The sequence below is a fragment of the Streptomyces sp. NPDC026515 genome, assembly GCF_055567595.1.
On the sequence record NZ_JBVHQD010000010.1, the window covers coordinates 125,703 to 140,532 of the forward strand.

A 14,830-nucleotide genomic window follows, 5' to 3' on the forward strand; every position below is an offset into this window, starting at 1 on the left:
GGGGCCGGAGTGGACGCACCGTTCACACGGGGTGTGCGTAAAAGTGAATACGGCCGTGACAGGACAATGGCCACGGCCGCCTTTCTGACATTCTGTCAATGCCGTCGATGTCGTACAGGCGCCTTGTTGCTTGTGTGAGACTTGTGCGAGGGTGAAACATCCCCGCGGGGGGTAATGGCCAGGAACTATTCCGCAGTTGGGGAACGCGACCGACGCCATACCGGTCAATTCCCGCTCGCCGTACGCGCACCGAAGAGGTACGCACCACCGCACCAAAGGAATCCGCTCAGTGCCCACCCCCCACCCGCCTCGCCCCCCTTATCCGCCGCCGGGAGGTGGTGCCGGGGAGTCCGACGAGTCCCTCGCCGCCCCGCTGCGCGCCGGATCCGACATCGAGGCCTCCCGGTCCGCCGCGCTGCTCATGGCCCGGCACTGGCGTCCGGTGCAGGAATACGCGGTCATCTGTCTGGCAGTCTCCGGGCCCGTCGCCCACATGGTCGCGGCCGCCGCGTTCCACCAGGTGCTGGACCGGGTGGCGCTGGGGGAGACCGCCGACGCGCTCCGGCCCCGGCTGCTGGTCTCCGTCCGTGACACGGTCGCCAACTGGTCCGCCGAGGACCGAATATCAGAGGTTCTTCCGGACCTCGGGAAACCGGCCGGTGGGCGTGGTATGCGCGCCACGAAGTCCATGACACCGGAAAACCGTACCCTCGCGGAGCGTTCATTCCTGGGCCTTCCCCTGCTCGCCCAGAGTCTGTTGTGGCACGTCGAGGTCGAGGCGGAACCGATATCCGTACCGGCCGGTCTGTTGGGCATGGACACGGCAACCGCGGAGGCCGCGCTCGAAGACGCCCGGGAGAAATTCCGGGAGGGCTGTGTCCGCGCCCACCGCGAACTCGCGCCGTCCCAGGAGTGCCGCTACTACAACCGGCTGCTGGACGTTCCGCTGCGCCGGGGCGGCGCACTGCTGCCGGATGTCCAGGCGCATCTCGCGGAGTGCCCGTACTGCCGGGCCGCCGCCGAACAACTCGGCCAGGTCGAGGGCGGCCTGGGGGCGCTGCTCGTCGAAGCGGTGCTCGGCTGGGGGGCCCGCCGCTACCTCGACTCGCGGCCGGGACGCAGGAGCGGCGAGGGCGAGCCCCGTACCCGGTCGGGCTCCCGGCGCTCCGGAGGGGGGCGCCGCCGGGTGACGGCACGGAACCGGATCCTGGCCCGCATCACCGTGCCGGTGCGCCGTCCGCCGGGGTCCTGGTCGTCGAAGACACTGCTGACCAGTGTCGGCGTCGCCGGGGCGGGCCTGCTGGCCTCCGTCCTCGCCGTCAGCGCGCTGTCGGGCGGCGGTGACGGCAGCGACGCCGTGGCCTCCGCCGGCCTGGTGCCGGGCGACTCGGACCCCGACGCGACGCCCACCACCGGTACGGCCGCCGGGCTGCCCGCCGCCGCCCACGAGACCCGGCTGCGCAACGTCGCCGCCCAGCTGTGCCTGGACATCAACGGCGCGCCGAAGGCCGGTGCGGGCGTCGTCCTGGCGGTGTGCTCCTCGTCCTCGACCCAGGAGTGGGCGTACGAGAGCGACGGCGAGCTGCGCAGCGTGGCGGACCGCGGACTGTGCCTGGACTCGCACGCGGACGGCGGGGTGGTCATCCTCGGCACCTGCGCGGACGCCGGTACCGAACGCGGTGCGGACGTGCGCTACGACCTCACCGCCCAGGGTGAGTTGCTGCCCCGCTGGGACCGGACCCTCGCCCTCGCCACGGCCGGCGCCGACCAGGGCGCCGACGTCGTCGTGAAGGTCCGTGACCGCTCCAGCGCCCAGCACTGGCTGACGGACCCGTCGGCCCCGACGCAGAGCTCGGGCTCCTTCTCCATCGCCGGAACCGGAGGGCCTTCGGCCCAGCCGGCGGAACTCTCCGGCAACTAGCTAGGTGTATTGATCACGAGCGGACGACAGGACTTTGCGGACACGGCCTGGGTGCTTCACCCGAGGTGCCGGGCCGGTCCGGCGGTCACTGCGGTGCCGGGCGGTCTCGGGGCTGATCGGTGTCGGGCCCCTGGGCCCGGACCCGTTCGACATGCTCCAGCGAGTCGCGGAGTCCGGTCAGCCAGTCGTTGGTGTGCCTCTGGACCAGTCGCACGCACCAGGCCAGGGCCTCGCTGCGGCTGCGGGCCACGCCCCCGGCGATCAGCGTGTCCAGCACCTGGCGTTCGGGCTGGCGCAACCGGGTCATCACCGGCGCGGCCACATGCGTGAACAGGGCGCGCTGTCCGGAGCACTCCACGCCCCAGGACACCTTGCGGCGGAACTGGTGCTCGGCCTCCCGGGCCACCTCGATCCGGGTCTCCCGCGTGCGCTCCCGGAACTCCTGGATCCGGCCTTCCACGGCGGCCTCCCGCTCGGCGTCCGAGACGCCCTCGGCCGTCCTGGGCCCGGGGATGCGCCCGACGACGGTGACCTCCTCGCGGTCGACCGTCACCTCGACCAGTTCCTCGAACAGGCCGTCGGGCAGCCGGCCGGCGAACCAGCCGCGCACCTTCTCGCGTTGCTCCTGAGTAATCATGTAATGACGATTACTCCGTCATGCCGCGAAGGCAAGGGCTCGCGGAGAAGTCCGCCGACGGCGGAAGCGGAATGTTTCAGGACGATTAACGAGGCGGTGAGAACAGGCCATACGGCCGTTTCGAGCGATCAAGAACCGCACCGTTGGGCGGTCGACGCGCAGGAACTCCGTGACTTCACGCCACTGATTCAATACGCAATGTTACTGAAACCCATGGGTTCGATGTGTGTTTCGACGGAGGACTCGGCAGAGTGGCGCCCGCCGCCCCGGCACCCACCGGGCCGTGGACGGCACCCGTCGAATCGAGCGGAAGGATGCACACAATGCGAACCACCGCGCGCTGGGCAGCGACTCTCGGCCTCACGGCCGCCGCCGTCTGCGGACCCCTGACCGGAGCCGCCGTCGCCGCCCCGAGCTCGCTGTACGCGCCCTCGGCCCTGGTGCTCACCACCGGCCACGGCACGGAGGCGGCCACCGCCACGCCCGAACGCGCCGTCACCCTCAACTGCGCCCCCGCGGCGTCCGGCACCCACCCGGCGGCCGCCCAGGCCTGCGCCGAACTGACCCGCGCCGGCGGCGACTTCGACGCCCTGGCGCCCAGAACCGACGTGTGGTGTACCAAGCTCTACGACCCCGTCGTGGTCACGGTCGAGGGTGTCTGGCAGGGCAAGCGCGTCTCCTATGAACGCACTTTCGGCAACCAGTGCATGAGGGACGCCTACGGCGTCAGCGTCTTCTCCTTCTGAGCCCGGGATCGCACGGTCCTCGTGACTGCCGGAACAGGTCCGCAACTGGGGAGTGCGGCCCCTGGGACGGGGAACCTGCGATCTCGCACCGGGGGTCGGCGGGCAGTGTGGGGCTGCCCGCCGACCCCCGGCATCACCGCCGCTCCCCGGAGCTCCCGTCCCGGGGAAGCCCGGGGAGCGGCGGGAACCGCCCCAGCAGGCCCGAGGCCCTGAGCAGCCGCGGAACGCGGGGCCCCGCGCACACCAGCCGCAGCCGGCCGCCCCGCTCCGCGGCCCGCGCCTCGGCCCGGCACAGCACCCGCAGTCCCGAGCAGTCGAGAAACTCCAGCCGCCGCAGATCGACGAGCACATCCGGCTCGGCCCCGGCGGTGGCCGCGAGCAGATGCTCGGCGAGCAGCTCCGCGGTGGCGATGTCCACCTCGCCGAAGACCTCGACGACGAGATACCTTCCGCACCGGCGGCTCCGCGCACAGGAGTTGGCGGCGGGCAGGCCTGGTTCGTCCGCTTCCGGCGTCATCTCTGCTCCCCCTGGTGCAGGGCGCGTACGGGACCGGTTGGTACCCGCCGGAGGCGGCTGCCACCCCTGATGCGGGCGACGCAAGATCAAGTTCACCCGACCCGGTGAATTTCCCTCAAGTCGCTTGACTGGCAGTGCTGGAGGAACGGCGAAGGGCCGCCGTCTCCCTGCTGACGGCGACCCCTCGGTCTTCGGCGGCTCTGCGACGCTCACCTCACATGTGAACGACCGGTGCCGCGTCCGCGTCCTGCTGCGGCGCACCCCTGCGGAACAGCAGGAAGGCGATCACCGCGCCCGCCGCGAACATGCCGGCCGACCACCAGAACGCGGTCGTGTAGCTCTCGATCGTGGCCTGGGCCTGCACCAGCTTGTCGGTGACGTCGCGCCCGGCCAGGTAGTCCGTCGCCGCGCTCGCCGCGAGCGTGTTGAGCAGTGCCGTCCCGATCGAACCGCCCACCTGCTGCATGGCGTTGACCGTCGCGGAGGCGACACCCGCCTCGTCGGCCGTCACCCCGCCCGTGGCCAGCTGCATGGACGCCGGCATGACCAGGCCGAGGCCGAGGCCGGTGATGATCAGCTGCGGGAGCACCGCGCTGACGTAGCTGGAGCCGACGCCGATGCCGGTCAGCCAGGCCATGCCGGCCGCGGAGACCGCGAAGCCCAGCGGCACGACCGCCTTCGGGCCGATCCGCGGTACGAGGACCTGGGTGCCGACCTGCGCGGTCACCATCAGGGCGCCGATCATCGGCAGGAACGCCAGACCGGTCTTCGTCGGGCTGAAGCCGAGGTTCAGCTGCAGGTAGTAGGTGAGGAAGAGGAACACGCCGAACATGCCGCCCGCGGAGATCAGCACGGCCAGGAACGAGGCCGCCCGGTTGCGCTCCAGCAGGATGCCCAGCGGCAGCAGCGGGTACCTGGCCTTGGTCTGCCACCAGGCGAAGGCCGCCAGCAGCACGACGCCGGCGAGCAGGAAGCCCCAGGTCAGCGGCGAACCCCAGTCATGCGTCTCGGCGTTGGAGAAGCCGTAGACCAGCGAGAACAGACCGGCCGCGACCAGGACCGTGCCCGGCACGTCCAGCTTGGAGTTGCCGGCGTCGCGGTGGTTGTGCAGCAGCGCCATGCCGCCCGCGAAGGCGACGACGGCGATCACGACGTTCACGTAGAGGGTCGAGCGCCAGTCGAAGGTGTCGGTCAGGACACCGCCGAGCAGCAGGCCCACCGCACCGCCGGCACCGGCGATGGCGCCGTAGACGCTGAACGCGCGGGCCCGCTCACGGGCGTCCGTGAACGTGGTGTTGAGCAGCGAGAGGGCGGTCGGGGCGAGCAGCGCGCCGAAGGCACCCTGCAGGGCGCGCGCGGTGACCAGCATCCCGAAGCCGTTGGCGGCACCGCCCAGCGCCGACACCGCGGCGAAGCCGACGACGCCGATCAGGAAGGCGGTCTTGCGGCCGAACAGGTCGGCGATCCGTCCGCCGAGCAGCAGCAGGGAGGCGAAGCTCAGGGCGTACGCGGTGACGATCCACTGCCGGTTGCCGTCCGAGAACCCGAGGTCGGCCTGGGCGGACGGCAGGGCTATGTTCACGATGGTGGCGTCGAGCACCACCATCAGCTGGGCGACGGCGATGACCGCGAGGATCCACCACCGCTTGGAGGAGGCGTCGGCCGGCGGCGCCTCCGTGGCACCGACGCGGACGTCGTCGGTCAGGGTCTTCTCAGACATGGGGGAACCACTCCAGGGAAGTCGTTCGGGATTTCCGGGAAACCGGTCCGGTACGACGGCGCCGGCCGTCTGCGAACGAAACGGTTTCGTACACATGGAGGGTAGACCACTTCCAGCGAAACGGCAACGTTTCGCTGGAACCGCAAGTCGATCATGGCAACCGCAGGCACGGGGCGCCTCCGGCGCGACACGCGCGGGCCGGCTGCGGCCCGCGCCCGCCTGCCGGTTCGATACTCGGTGCATGCGTGTGGAGTGCGCCCCTGAGGCGATGAGCAGTGCGGACTTCTACCGGTTCCTCACCTCGGTCGTCATTCCGCGGCCGATCGCCTGGATCTCCACGGTGACACCGGACGGCCGCACCGAGAACCTGGCCCCGCACTCCTTCTTCAGCATCGCCAGCACCGATCCCCCGATCGTCCAGTTCACCTCGATCGGCAGGAAGGACTCCCTGCGCAACGTCGAGGACACCGGGGAGTTCGTGGTCAACTTCTCGTCCGAACCGCTCCTGTCGCTGATCAACGCCACCGCCGTCGACTTTCCCCGCTCGGTCAGCGAGTTCGACACCGCGGGCATCCAACGCGAGACCAGCAGGTGTGTGCGCCCGCCCAGGGTGGCGGCCGCCCACGTGGTGCTGGAGTGCCGGTCGCACACCACCCTGCGCATGGGGAACTGCACCCTGGTCTTCGGCCGGGTGCTCCATGCCGCGGTGGACGAGGGCTACCTCGCCGACGGCCGTCCCAGCAGCGAGCTGCTGCGTCCGCTCACCAAACTCGGCGGCGACGAATGGGGCACGCTGGGCGAGGTCCTGCACCTGAACCGCATCCCCTACGAGGAGCCCGGCACCGACTGAGCACCACGGTTCACCGCGGTCGGACCCAGTCCAGGGAGCGTTCCACGGCCCGCAGCCAGTCCGCGTACTCCGCCTCCCGCCGTGCGGGATCCATGTCGGGCAGCCACTGCGCGGCCCGGTGCCAGTTGCGGCGCAGCACCTCCAGGTCCGGCCAGTAGCCCGCGGCGAGCCCGGCCGCGTAGGCCGCGCCGAGGGAGACCGTCTCGGCGACCATGGGCCTCACCACGGGCACGTCGAGCACGTCCGCCACGAACTGCATGAGCAGGTTGTCCGCGGTCATGCCCCCGTCGACCTTGAGCTGCTGCAGGGGGACCGGGAAATCGGCGTTCATGGCGTCGACGACCTCACGTGTCTGCCAGCCGGTGGCCTCCAGGACGGCGCGCGCCAGGTGGCCCTTGGTGATGTACGAGGTGAGTCCGACGATGACCCCGCGTGCGTCGCTGCGCCAGTGCGGTGCGAACAGACCGGAGAAGGCGGGGACGATGTAGCAGCCGCCGTTGTCCTCGACCGTCCGCGCCAGGGTCTCGATCTCCGGAGCGCTGCTGATCAGGCCGAGGCGGTCGCGGAACCACTGGACGAGTGCCCCCGTGACGGCGATCGACCCTTCCAGGGCATAGGCCGGGGGCTGGTCGTCGATCTTGTAGGCGACGGTGGTGAGAAGTCCGTGATGGGACCGCACGATGTCGGCGCCCGTGTTGAGCAGCAGGAAGCTGCCCGTGCCGTACGTGCACTTCGCCTCGCCCGGGGAGAAGCAGGTCTGACCGAAGAGCGCGGCCTGCTGGTCGCCGAGCGTGGCGGTGACGGCGACACCCGGGAAGAGCGCGCGGGCCTCGCCGTAGGTCTCGGCGGAGGACCTGATCTCGGGCAGCATCGCGCGGGGCACCCCGAAGAAGGCGAGCAGTTCGTCGTCCCAGGTGAGCGTGCGGATGTTCATCAGCATCGTGCGACTGGCGTTGGTGACGTCGGTGAGGTGCAGGCCACCGTCCGCCCCTCCGGTGAGGTTCCAGATCAGCCAGCTCTCCATCGTCCCGAACAGCACCTCGCCGTCCGCGGCGCGCTGCCGCAGACCCTTGACGTGGTCGAACAGCCAGCGGATACGCAGCGCGGAGAAGTAGGTCGACGGCGGCAGGCCGCACCGTTCCAGGAAGAACTCCTCGCCGGGGCGCTGCGTCAGCTCCTCCACCAGTGGCGCCGTACGGGTGTCCTGCCAGACGATCGCCCGGCCGAGCGGGGCCCCGGTCCGCCGGTTCCAGAGCACGGTCGTCTCGCGCTGGTTGGCCACGCCGATGGCGGCGATCTGTCCCGTGTCGACACCCGCGCCGTTCAGCGCCTCGGGCCCCACACGGCGTAGGTTCTGCCAGATCTCGACCGCGTCGTGCTCGACCCAGCCTGGCCTGGGGAAGTGCTGCTGATGCTCCCTCTGTGCGACCGAGACCAGCCGTCCGCGGTGGTCGAACAGGATACATCGGGTCGAGTTGGTGCCCTGATCGATGGACATTACGTACCGTTCAGCCATGATCGGGTCTGCCTTCCGACGGGTCGGTGGGGCGGTGGGCCGGGCCTACCAGCGAGCGGCTCCCAGATCTCTGGAGATCGCCCGTGCGGCCTCACGGGTCAGGGTGACCAGACTCTGCCGTGGCCGGCCCTGGCCATCGCAGATCCGTTCGACCGGCCCGGACAGCCCGATGGCACCGACGACGAGGCCGCCGTGCCCGCGGATCGGCGCGGCGAGTCCGGCCTCACCCATGGTCATCTCCTGGATCTCGGCGGCCCAGCCGAGTTCCCGGGCCTCGACGAGAGCGCGGGCCAGCCGCTCGCGGTCGGTCAGGGTGTGCCGGGTGTACGCCTCCAGCTCCGGCTGCCGGCCGGGCTCGGCACTCGCGGTCCCGTAGGCCAGCAGTACCTTGCCGAGCGAGGAGGCGTGCAGGGGCAGCAGCGAGCCCACGTCCAGGGTCTGGAACGTGTCGTCCGGCCGGAACACGTGGTGGACGACGAGCACGCTGCCTTCCAGGGGTGTTCCCAGGCGCACCGATTCCCCGCTGCGGGCGGCGAGGGCGTCGGCCCAGTTGAGGGAGCGGGAGCGCAGCTCGTTGACGTCCAGATAACTGGTGCCGAGGTGCAGCAGCGCGGCACCGAGCTGGTATTTCCCGGTCGCCGCGTCCTGCTCGACGAAGTCGACGTGCTGGAGCGTACGCAGGATGCCGTGCGCCGTACCCTTGGCGAGCCCGAGCGAGGCCGCCACCTCGCCGAGCCCCAGTCGGCGGGGACCACCGGCGAGCAGGCGCAGAATCGCCGCCGCCCGTTCGATCGACTGGACTGGGCCGGCCATGAGGCGAGCCTATTACCGTCACGGACGCTTCGCTTCACGTGTGGGAGGCCGCCACCGGCGTGCCGGGAAGATCCGCGTTCGGTAATGGCGACCGCTGTTCATTGACCGCCCTGGATTGAGTCCCTAGCTTGCAATGAGACCGGAATGCGTAGACATGTCACGCCGTACCGGTAGGCAGTCCACCGGGAGAGAGCATGGCGGTACAACTCAAGGCGCCCCTTCGGCCGGTATACGAACACGTGTGTCCGGTACCGCCCGTCGCCGGGGCCGTCTCGACCGTGCGGCGACGGGCGGCGGCCGCACTCGCCGACTGGAACGTGTCCGCCGAGATCGTCGAGGACGCGTTGCTCGTGGTGTCCGAACTGGTGACCAACGCGATCATCCACGCATGCCCCCCGGCCGTGCTGCGGCTGTCCTGGGTACCCGGTGACGGTGTTCGCGCCCTGCGTATCGAGGTGTCCGACGCGGGGCCCGCGCTCCCTTCGGGGTGGTGCCCCGCCGGGATCGACCCGGACGAACACGGCCGCGGCGAGACGATCGTCCACGCCCTCGCGACACGTCACGGGATACATGTCCACCCCGGCGGGATCACCCGGTGGGCCGACATCGTCCCCGGGGCACGGCTCTAGACCAGGTCTGCGGCGGGCGCTACAGCGCGACCGCCGACGCGGACGCCACGGCCGGCTGCCCCTGCGCGGGCTGCCTGCGGAGCAGGAGCAGTGCGGCGTCGTCGTGCAGCCGGCCGCCCACATGGGTCAGCAGCTCGTCGTGGAGCGCGGTGAGCGTGTGCGCCGGGTCGTCGGACACGTGGCGGGCCACCCCCTCGGCGAGCGGATAGAACTCGCGGGCGTGATCGCGGGCCTCGGTGACCCCGTCGGTGTAGAGCAGCAACTGGTCTCCCACCGAGAAGGGCAGCCGCTGCAGGCCGGGCACCTGGCCCGAAAAGGCCCGCAGCCCGAGCGGCGGCGCGGGATGAGCGGGGTCCACCGGCGTGACCTCGCCCGAGGCGGATATCAGCAGCGGCGGAGCGTGTCCGCAGTTGACGACCTCCAGGTGGCCCGACCGGGGGCATCCGGCGACGACGGCGGTGACGAAGTCGTCCGGTCCGAGATTGCGGGCGAGGCTGCGTTCGATCCTGCTGACCACGGCCAGGAGGTCGGGCTCGTCGTAGGCGGCCTCGCGGAACAGCCCAAGGACGAGAGCGGCGGTCCCCACGGCGGGCAGTCCCTTGCCGCGCACGTCGCCGACGATCAGCCTGATGCCGTGCGGGGTGGGTACCAGCGCGTAGAGATCCCCGCCGATCCGGGCCTCCGCCGCCGCGGCGCTGTAGCGCACGGCCACCTGGAACGGACCGACGGTCTGCGGAATGGGCTGGAGCAGCGCGTGCTGGGCGGCTTCGGCGACCGAGCGGACGTCGGCGAGTACGCGCTCCCGTCGGCGGCGCAGCACGCTGGCCAGGGTGCTGGCCGCGGTGACGGCAAGCAGGGCGGACACGACGGCGACCAGCTCATCCGCCGGAACGTCCTGGTCGGTGCCGAGCGTCACGCTCAGTGCGACGGCGAGGAACCCGACGCAGATCACACCACGCGGTCGGTTGGTGGCGGCCGCCAGCGCGGGTCCCACCGCCAGCAGGGGCAGCCAGATCATCCCCTCTCCACCGGTGTTGCCGACGAGGCCGATGACGGCGACGACCAGGACCGGCAGCAGGGAGAGTCCCGTGCGGTTCCCGAACAGCCGTGTCGACGCGTGGTCGCCGTCGTGATGGGGGGCCTGGCTCATGTTTCGTCCGCAGTCCTCGCCTGTTCGGAGATGTATTCCCGGAATGTCCGTTTCATCTAGGAAACGGGCTGGGCGTGGGCTGCCACAAGGAGCGGAATTTCAGATAGTGAGCGAGAGGCTTCTGCTCACCCGGTTCGCGACCGGGAGCAGGCTGGCCGGGATCCCGTGCAACTGGGCCTGCCGTTCCACCGGCAGGGAGACCCCGAGCGAGCCGACTGTCTCCCCGCAGTAGACGGGGACGGCGATGCACACCGTGCCGAGCGCGTACTCCTCGAGGTCCGTGACGGCCGGGGCCGAGGGGGACGACTCGATCCTGCGCAGCAGCTCCGGAACACTCGTGATCGTGCGCGGTGTCAGATCGGGGAGGTGGTGCCTGGACAGGTAGTCCCGGCGGGCGTCCGCGTCCAGCTCGCGCAGCACGGACTTGCCCAGCGCGGTGGCATGTCCGGCGTCCTCGAACCCCACCCACAGGTCGACCCGAGGCGTACGCGGGCCGTCCACGATCTCGGCGACCCGGATCTCACCGTCCTCGTAGAACGTGAGGTAGGTGGCGGCGGCCAGCTCGTCCCGCAGGGCGGCGAGCGCCGGACGGACACGGCTGAGCAGCGTCTGCGCGTGCCCCGTCGAATACAGGGACTCCACCTTGTCGCCCAGGACGAAGCCGCCGTCGTCCAGTTTCCGCACGTACCCGTCGTGCACCAGGGTGCGCAGCAGATGGTAGGCGGTGGCCAGGGGCAGCTCGGTCTGGCGTGCCAGCTGTTTCGCCGGCGCGCCGTTCTCGTGCGCGCTCACCGCCTCCAGCAGGCGCAGGGCCCGCTGGACGGACGCGATGAGGGTGGGGCCGTCCTGAGCTCCCATGGCACCAGAGTGCGCCGGGCACGCGGCACGGGCAAGACAGGGATCCTGGCCGAGGACGTTACCCGCAGGTCACAGCGGGAACACGGAATCGACCGCACACTCCTCGAAGGGCTGATCCCGATGGCCGCCGAACTCACCGGCACCTGCCTCACCCTCGACGACGGCCGCTTCGCCGTCCGGTTCACCCGTACCTACGACCACCCCGCCGAACGCGTCTGGCTGTTCGTGAACGACCCGGACGAGTCCGCCCGCTGGTTCCCCTCGCGTCTCGACATCGAGCCCCGCGACGGCGGCACCGTCCGGTTCAGCGGCGACCCCCGACAGGCGAACGCCACCGGCACGGTGCTCGCCTTCGACGAACCGCGGCACCTCTCCTTCACCTGGGGCGGCGACGAAGTGCGCTTCGACCTGGCGGCGCTGGACGCGAAGCGCACCCGGTTCACGCTGACCCAGGTGCTGGCCGAGCAGAACGCGGCCGCCCGCAACGGCGCCGGCTGGGAGGTGTGCCTGCTCGCCCTCGACGCCCTGGCCCGCGGCGAGGGCCATGCCGGTCCGCACTCCGAGGACGCCGCCGACTGGCGGGAGTTCTACGACGCCTATCTGGACGCGGGGGTCCCCTCCGGCGCCCCCATCCCCGGCCCCGACGCCTGACCGGTCACGTCAGCTGCCGCCGCACCAGCTCGTGCAGCCGCCCTCCGGTGTCGGCGAGCAGCCGGTCCGGCGGGCCCTGCTGGGCGACCTTGCCGTCCTCCATCACGATCACCCGGTCCGCGTCCATGACCGTCGACAGCCGGTGGGCGATCACGATCCGGGTGGCGTTCAGCTTGCGGGTCGACTCGATGACCGTGCGCTGGGTGTCGTTGTCCAAGGCGCTGGTGGCCTCGTCGAAGAAGAGGATGCGGGGCCGCCGGATCAGTGCCTGGGCGATCATCAGCCGCTGCCGCTGGCCGCCCGAGACCGCGCCGCTCCCGGCGACGATCGTGTGCAGCCCCATCGGCATCCGCTTGATGTCCTCGGCGAGGCCCGCCATCTCGGCCGCCGCCATCGCCTCCTCGGGGGTGTACGGCTCGGTCCCGCAGATGACGTCCAGGATCGAGCCGGTGAAGGGCTGCGCGTGCTGGAGCACCACCCCGCACTGCCGGCGCACCGCGGACCGGTCGAGCGCGCCCAGGTCCTGGCCGTCGTACAGCACGCTCCCGGAGACCGGCTTGTCGAAGCCGATCAGCAGCCGCAGCAGCGTCGACTTGCCGCAGCCGCTGGGCCCGACGATCGCCACGAACTCGCCCGGCCGCACCTCGAAGGAGACGTCGTCGAGGACGAGCGGACCGTCGTCGGAGTACCGGAAGGACAGCCGGCGGGCCTCGATGCCGCCGGACAGCGGGCCGGGACGGGTGCTGGCGGTCCGCACCTCCGGCGCGGCCTCCAGGACCGGCTTGATCTCCTCGAACAGCGGCAGCGCGGCCACCGCCGACACGAAGGAGCCGGTCAGCTGGGTGACCGAGGTGAGCAGCATCGTCACCGACGTGTTGAAGGTGAGGAAGGCCGCCGCGTCCATGGCGCCCCTCGCCGGACCCGCGAGCAGCATGAACATCAGCAGGGTGCAGACCGGGAGGTACACCGAACCCAGCACGGTGGTGAGGTTCTTGATCCGGCCCACCTTCTGCTGGAGTTCACGGCTGCGCGCGAACTCGCCCGCCCAGGCCGCGTACGCGTAGTTCTCGGCCGCCGCGACCCGCAGCTTGGGCAGCCCCCGCAGGGTCTGGAAGGCCTGGTTGTTCAGCTTGTTGCCGAGCACCACCAGCCGCCGTTGCCAGCGCACCTGCCACAGCCCGAGCCCCAGGAACAGCGAGGCGATGACGACCAGCATGGCAAGGGCCGCCAGCGCCATCGGGACGCTGTACCAGAACAGCAGGCCCAGGTTCATCGCCCCGACCGTCACCGACTGGGCGACCACCGGGCCGACGCCCGCCAGCAGCCGGCGGATCGCGCTGATGCCCATGGCCGCACTGGCCAGCTCACCGGTCGAACGCTGGGTGAAGAACTTCGTCGGCAGCCGCAGCAGCCGGTCCCAGACGGCCGGCTGCAGGGTGGCCTCGATCCGGCCCTCCAGGCGGAGGATGGTCAGGTTCTCCAGGAGTGTGAAGGCGGCCGCCACCACCGCGCTGATCATCACCGCCAGACAGACCTGCACGATCAGGTTCGTCTGCGCCTTCGGCACGTACTCACCCAGCACCTTGCCGGTGGCGATCGGCACCAGGGAGCCGATCGCCACCGTCACCAGCCCGGCGAGGAGCAGACTGCCGAGGTCCCCGCGGGTGCCGCGCAGACTGAACCGGAGCAGACCGAAGGGAGTGAGCGCCCTGTCGGGCAGCGGGCGGTAGAACATCACCGCGCGCGGCTCGAACTCCGCCGCGTTCGCCTTCTCGATCGGCGTCTCCCGGCCGGTCGCCGGATGGACGGCGACATATCCGCCGCGCCGCCACAGCAGCGCGACCGGAGCACCGGACAGGGCACGGTGACCGACGAGCGGTCCCACGTTCTCCCGCCACCAGCGGCCGTCCAGGCGGACCGCCCGGACGCGCACCCGGGAGGCGAGGGCCACCCGTTCGACCGGGTCGATGCGGTCGCTCTCGGTCCCACCCTGCGCGGGCTCGGCCAGGGTGATGCCGGCCGCCTCCGCGACGAGCCTGCAGGCCGCGTAGGACGCGTCGGCGTCGGCGGCGGTCGTCCCCTTGGCCCCCTTCCCTATGGAGGCCAGCAGCGTCCGGTCGGCCTGGGCGCGGACCGCCTCACCGGCCTTGATGCCGGCCGCGGTGCGGGTCTCGTGGGTGTGCTCCAGCTGCTCGATCCACCGGTCCAGGGTGGTGAGCAGGCGGTACTGCTGGTCGACCAAGCTCTGCCACAGGGCGGGGTCCATCAGCAGGTCGGCCGCGGCCTCCGCGCCGTACAGCGAGCCGTACTGCACACTGCCCGGCGGCACCTGCATCCAGAAGACGTCGTCGTCGGTGGGGGCCGCCGCCCGTTCACCGGTGGCCATCGGGGCCTGGAAGAGGATGGACAGGCCGCGGCCGACGCCGAGTGCCAGCGCGTACTCCAGGGGGCTGGTGGTCGGCGGCACGTACTGGGGGGTGCCGTACTCGTCGTAGGACCAGGTCTGGGTGGAGGCGGGCTGGTAGAGCTCGCGCAGGCCGATCCGGTGGACCACGCAGTCGCGCAACGGGCGGGCCACCAGGGTGTGCTGCGGACCGGCGACCGGACCGAGCAGCAGGGCACCTGCCTCCAGCCGGCCCAGATGGTGCCACTGGCCCTGCTGTTCGGCGTCCACCGCGAACAGGTCCAGCGCGCCGGAGACCACCAGCCACAGCACCTGCGGCCCTTCGAGGTCCAGCCGGTTGAGGCCGGTGCAGTCGATCCGGGCGCCCAGCGCGCCGAGCGCCCCGAGAACGAGGTCACCGTCGTCTGCGGTCGTCATC

General features: G+C 71.1%; 13 protein-coding genes. 5 read left to right on the forward strand and 8 right to left on the reverse strand.

Translation table 11 applies throughout. From position 1 onward, the window contains the following. Nucleotides 1–289 precede the first annotated feature (289 nt). Entirely contained in the window at nt 290–1,921 is a 1,632-nt protein-coding gene (locus ACZ4O3_RS22285) for an RICIN domain-containing protein (RefSeq protein WP_467723804.1), read from the forward strand. 85 nt (nt 1,922–2,006) lie between these two features. On the opposite strand, the gene ACZ4O3_RS22290 is transcribed toward ACZ4O3_RS22285, so the two are convergent. Continuing rightward, the gene (locus tag ACZ4O3_RS22290) at nt 2,007–2,558 is read right to left on the reverse strand and encodes a hypothetical protein (protein WP_467723806.1); all 552 of its coding nucleotides are present in this window, start codon (nt 2,556–2,558) and stop codon (nt 2,007–2,009) included. A 323-nt stretch (nt 2,559–2,881) separates the two neighbouring features. Here ACZ4O3_RS22290 and ACZ4O3_RS22295 point away from each other — a divergent pair, with 323 nt between their 5' ends. Further along, nucleotides 2,882–3,304: a subtilase-type protease inhibitor gene (locus ACZ4O3_RS22295; RefSeq protein ID WP_385001154.1), complete on the forward strand. Its 423-nt coding sequence runs from the start codon at nt 2,882–2,884 to the stop codon at nt 3,302–3,304. Between the two features lie 133 nt (nt 3,305–3,437). On the opposite strand, the gene ACZ4O3_RS22300 is transcribed toward ACZ4O3_RS22295, so the two are convergent. Further along, a complete protein-coding gene (locus ACZ4O3_RS22300; protein ID WP_467723808.1) occupies nt 3,438–3,821 on the reverse strand; it encodes an STAS domain-containing protein in 384 nt (127 codons plus the stop codon). A gap of 214 nt (nt 3,822–4,035) precedes the next feature. Beyond that, nucleotides 4,036–5,541, reverse strand: coding sequence for an MFS transporter (locus ACZ4O3_RS22305; protein WP_467723809.1), 1,506 nt, complete (start codon nt 5,539–5,541; stop codon nt 4,036–4,038). 241 nt (nt 5,542–5,782) lie between these two features. Between ACZ4O3_RS22305 and ACZ4O3_RS22310 the strand changes: the two genes are divergently transcribed. Continuing rightward, nucleotides 5,783–6,391 carry a flavin reductase family protein gene (locus ACZ4O3_RS22310; protein ID WP_384989033.1) on the forward strand — a complete coding sequence of 203 codons (609 nt, stop codon included), beginning with the start codon at nt 5,783–5,785 and terminating at the stop codon, nt 6,389–6,391. 10 nt (nt 6,392–6,401) lie between these two features. Here ACZ4O3_RS22310 and glpK read toward each other — a convergent pair whose 3' ends face one another. Beyond that, nucleotides 6,402–7,907 carry a glycerol kinase GlpK gene (gene glpK, locus ACZ4O3_RS22315; RefSeq protein WP_362715865.1) on the reverse strand — a complete coding sequence of 502 codons (1,506 nt, stop codon included), beginning with the start codon at nt 7,905–7,907 and terminating at the stop codon, nt 6,402–6,404. Nucleotides 7,908–7,952: 45 nt separating this feature from the next. Then, nucleotides 7,953–8,720, reverse strand: a complete 768-nt coding sequence (locus ACZ4O3_RS22320) for an IclR family transcriptional regulator (RefSeq protein ID WP_362715868.1) — start codon at nt 8,718–8,720, stop codon at nt 7,953–7,955. A 194-nt stretch (nt 8,721–8,914) separates the two neighbouring features. On the opposite strand from ACZ4O3_RS22320, the gene ACZ4O3_RS22325 reads away from it, so the two are divergent. Further along, on the forward strand, nt 8,915–9,349 hold the full coding sequence (locus ACZ4O3_RS22325; protein WP_467723812.1) for an ATP-binding protein: 435 nt from the start codon (nt 8,915–8,917) through the stop codon (nt 9,347–9,349). Between the two features lie 19 nt (nt 9,350–9,368). Here ACZ4O3_RS22325 and ACZ4O3_RS22330 read toward each other — a convergent pair whose 3' ends face one another. Beyond that, nucleotides 9,369–10,499 (reverse strand): PP2C family protein-serine/threonine phosphatase, encoded by a 1,131-nt coding sequence (locus tag ACZ4O3_RS22330; protein WP_467723814.1) that lies wholly within the window; start codon nt 10,497–10,499, stop codon nt 9,369–9,371. Between the two features lie 99 nt (nt 10,500–10,598). Next, nucleotides 10,599–11,357, reverse strand: coding sequence for an IclR family transcriptional regulator (locus ACZ4O3_RS22335; RefSeq protein WP_467723815.1), 759 nt, complete (start codon nt 11,355–11,357; stop codon nt 10,599–10,601). Between the two features lie 120 nt (nt 11,358–11,477). Here ACZ4O3_RS22335 and ACZ4O3_RS22340 point away from each other — a divergent pair, with 120 nt between their 5' ends. Beyond that, on the forward strand, nt 11,478–12,008 hold the full coding sequence (locus ACZ4O3_RS22340) for an SRPBCC family protein (protein WP_384989038.1): 531 nt from the start codon (nt 11,478–11,480) through the stop codon (nt 12,006–12,008). Nucleotides 12,009–12,012: 4 nt separating this feature from the next. Here the strand turns inward: ACZ4O3_RS22340 and ACZ4O3_RS22345 are convergent, their stop codons facing one another. Then, complete coding sequence (locus ACZ4O3_RS22345) at nt 12,013–14,829, reverse strand: NHLP bacteriocin export ABC transporter permease/ATPase subunit (protein ID WP_467723817.1); 2,817 nt, start codon at nt 14,827–14,829, stop codon at nt 12,013–12,015. Between the last annotated feature and the right edge of the window lies 1 nt (nt 14,830).

What these genes read in the sequence shown, in the direction of transcription:
- ACZ4O3_RS22290 (WP_467723806.1), bottom strand. Translation starts at nt 2,558, where the DNA reads ATGATTACTCAGGAGCAACGCGAGAAGGTGCGCGGCTGGTTCGCCGGC.
- ACZ4O3_RS22305 (WP_467723809.1), bottom strand. Translation starts at nt 5,541, where the DNA reads ATGTCTGAGAAGACCCTGACCGACGACGTCCGCGTCGGTGCCACGGAG.
- ACZ4O3_RS22295 (WP_385001154.1), top strand. Translation starts at nt 2,882, where the DNA reads ATGCGAACCACCGCGCGCTGGGCAGCGACTCTCGGCCTCACGGCCGCC.
- ACZ4O3_RS22330 (WP_467723814.1), bottom strand. Translation starts at nt 10,499, where the DNA reads ATGAGCCAGGCCCCCCATCACGACGGCGACCACGCGTCGACACGGCTG.
- glpK (WP_362715865.1), bottom strand. Translation starts at nt 7,907, where the DNA reads ATGGCTGAACGGTACGTAATGTCCATCGATCAGGGCACCAACTCGACC.
- ACZ4O3_RS22345 (WP_467723817.1), bottom strand. Translation starts at nt 14,829, where the DNA reads ATGACGACCGCAGACGACGGTGACCTCGTTCTCGGGGCGCTCGGCGCG.
- ACZ4O3_RS22310 (WP_384989033.1), top strand. Translation starts at nt 5,783, where the DNA reads ATGCGTGTGGAGTGCGCCCCTGAGGCGATGAGCAGTGCGGACTTCTAC.
- ACZ4O3_RS22340 (WP_384989038.1), top strand. Translation starts at nt 11,478, where the DNA reads ATGGCCGCCGAACTCACCGGCACCTGCCTCACCCTCGACGACGGCCGC.
- ACZ4O3_RS22335 (WP_467723815.1), bottom strand. Translation starts at nt 11,357, where the DNA reads ATGGGAGCTCAGGACGGCCCCACCCTCATCGCGTCCGTCCAGCGGGCC.
- ACZ4O3_RS22300 (WP_467723808.1), bottom strand. Translation starts at nt 3,821, where the DNA reads ATGACGCCGGAAGCGGACGAACCAGGCCTGCCCGCCGCCAACTCCTGT.
- ACZ4O3_RS22320 (WP_362715868.1), bottom strand. Translation starts at nt 8,720, where the DNA reads ATGGCCGGCCCAGTCCAGTCGATCGAACGGGCGGCGGCGATTCTGCGC.
- ACZ4O3_RS22325 (WP_467723812.1), top strand. Translation starts at nt 8,915, where the DNA reads ATGGCGGTACAACTCAAGGCGCCCCTTCGGCCGGTATACGAACACGTG.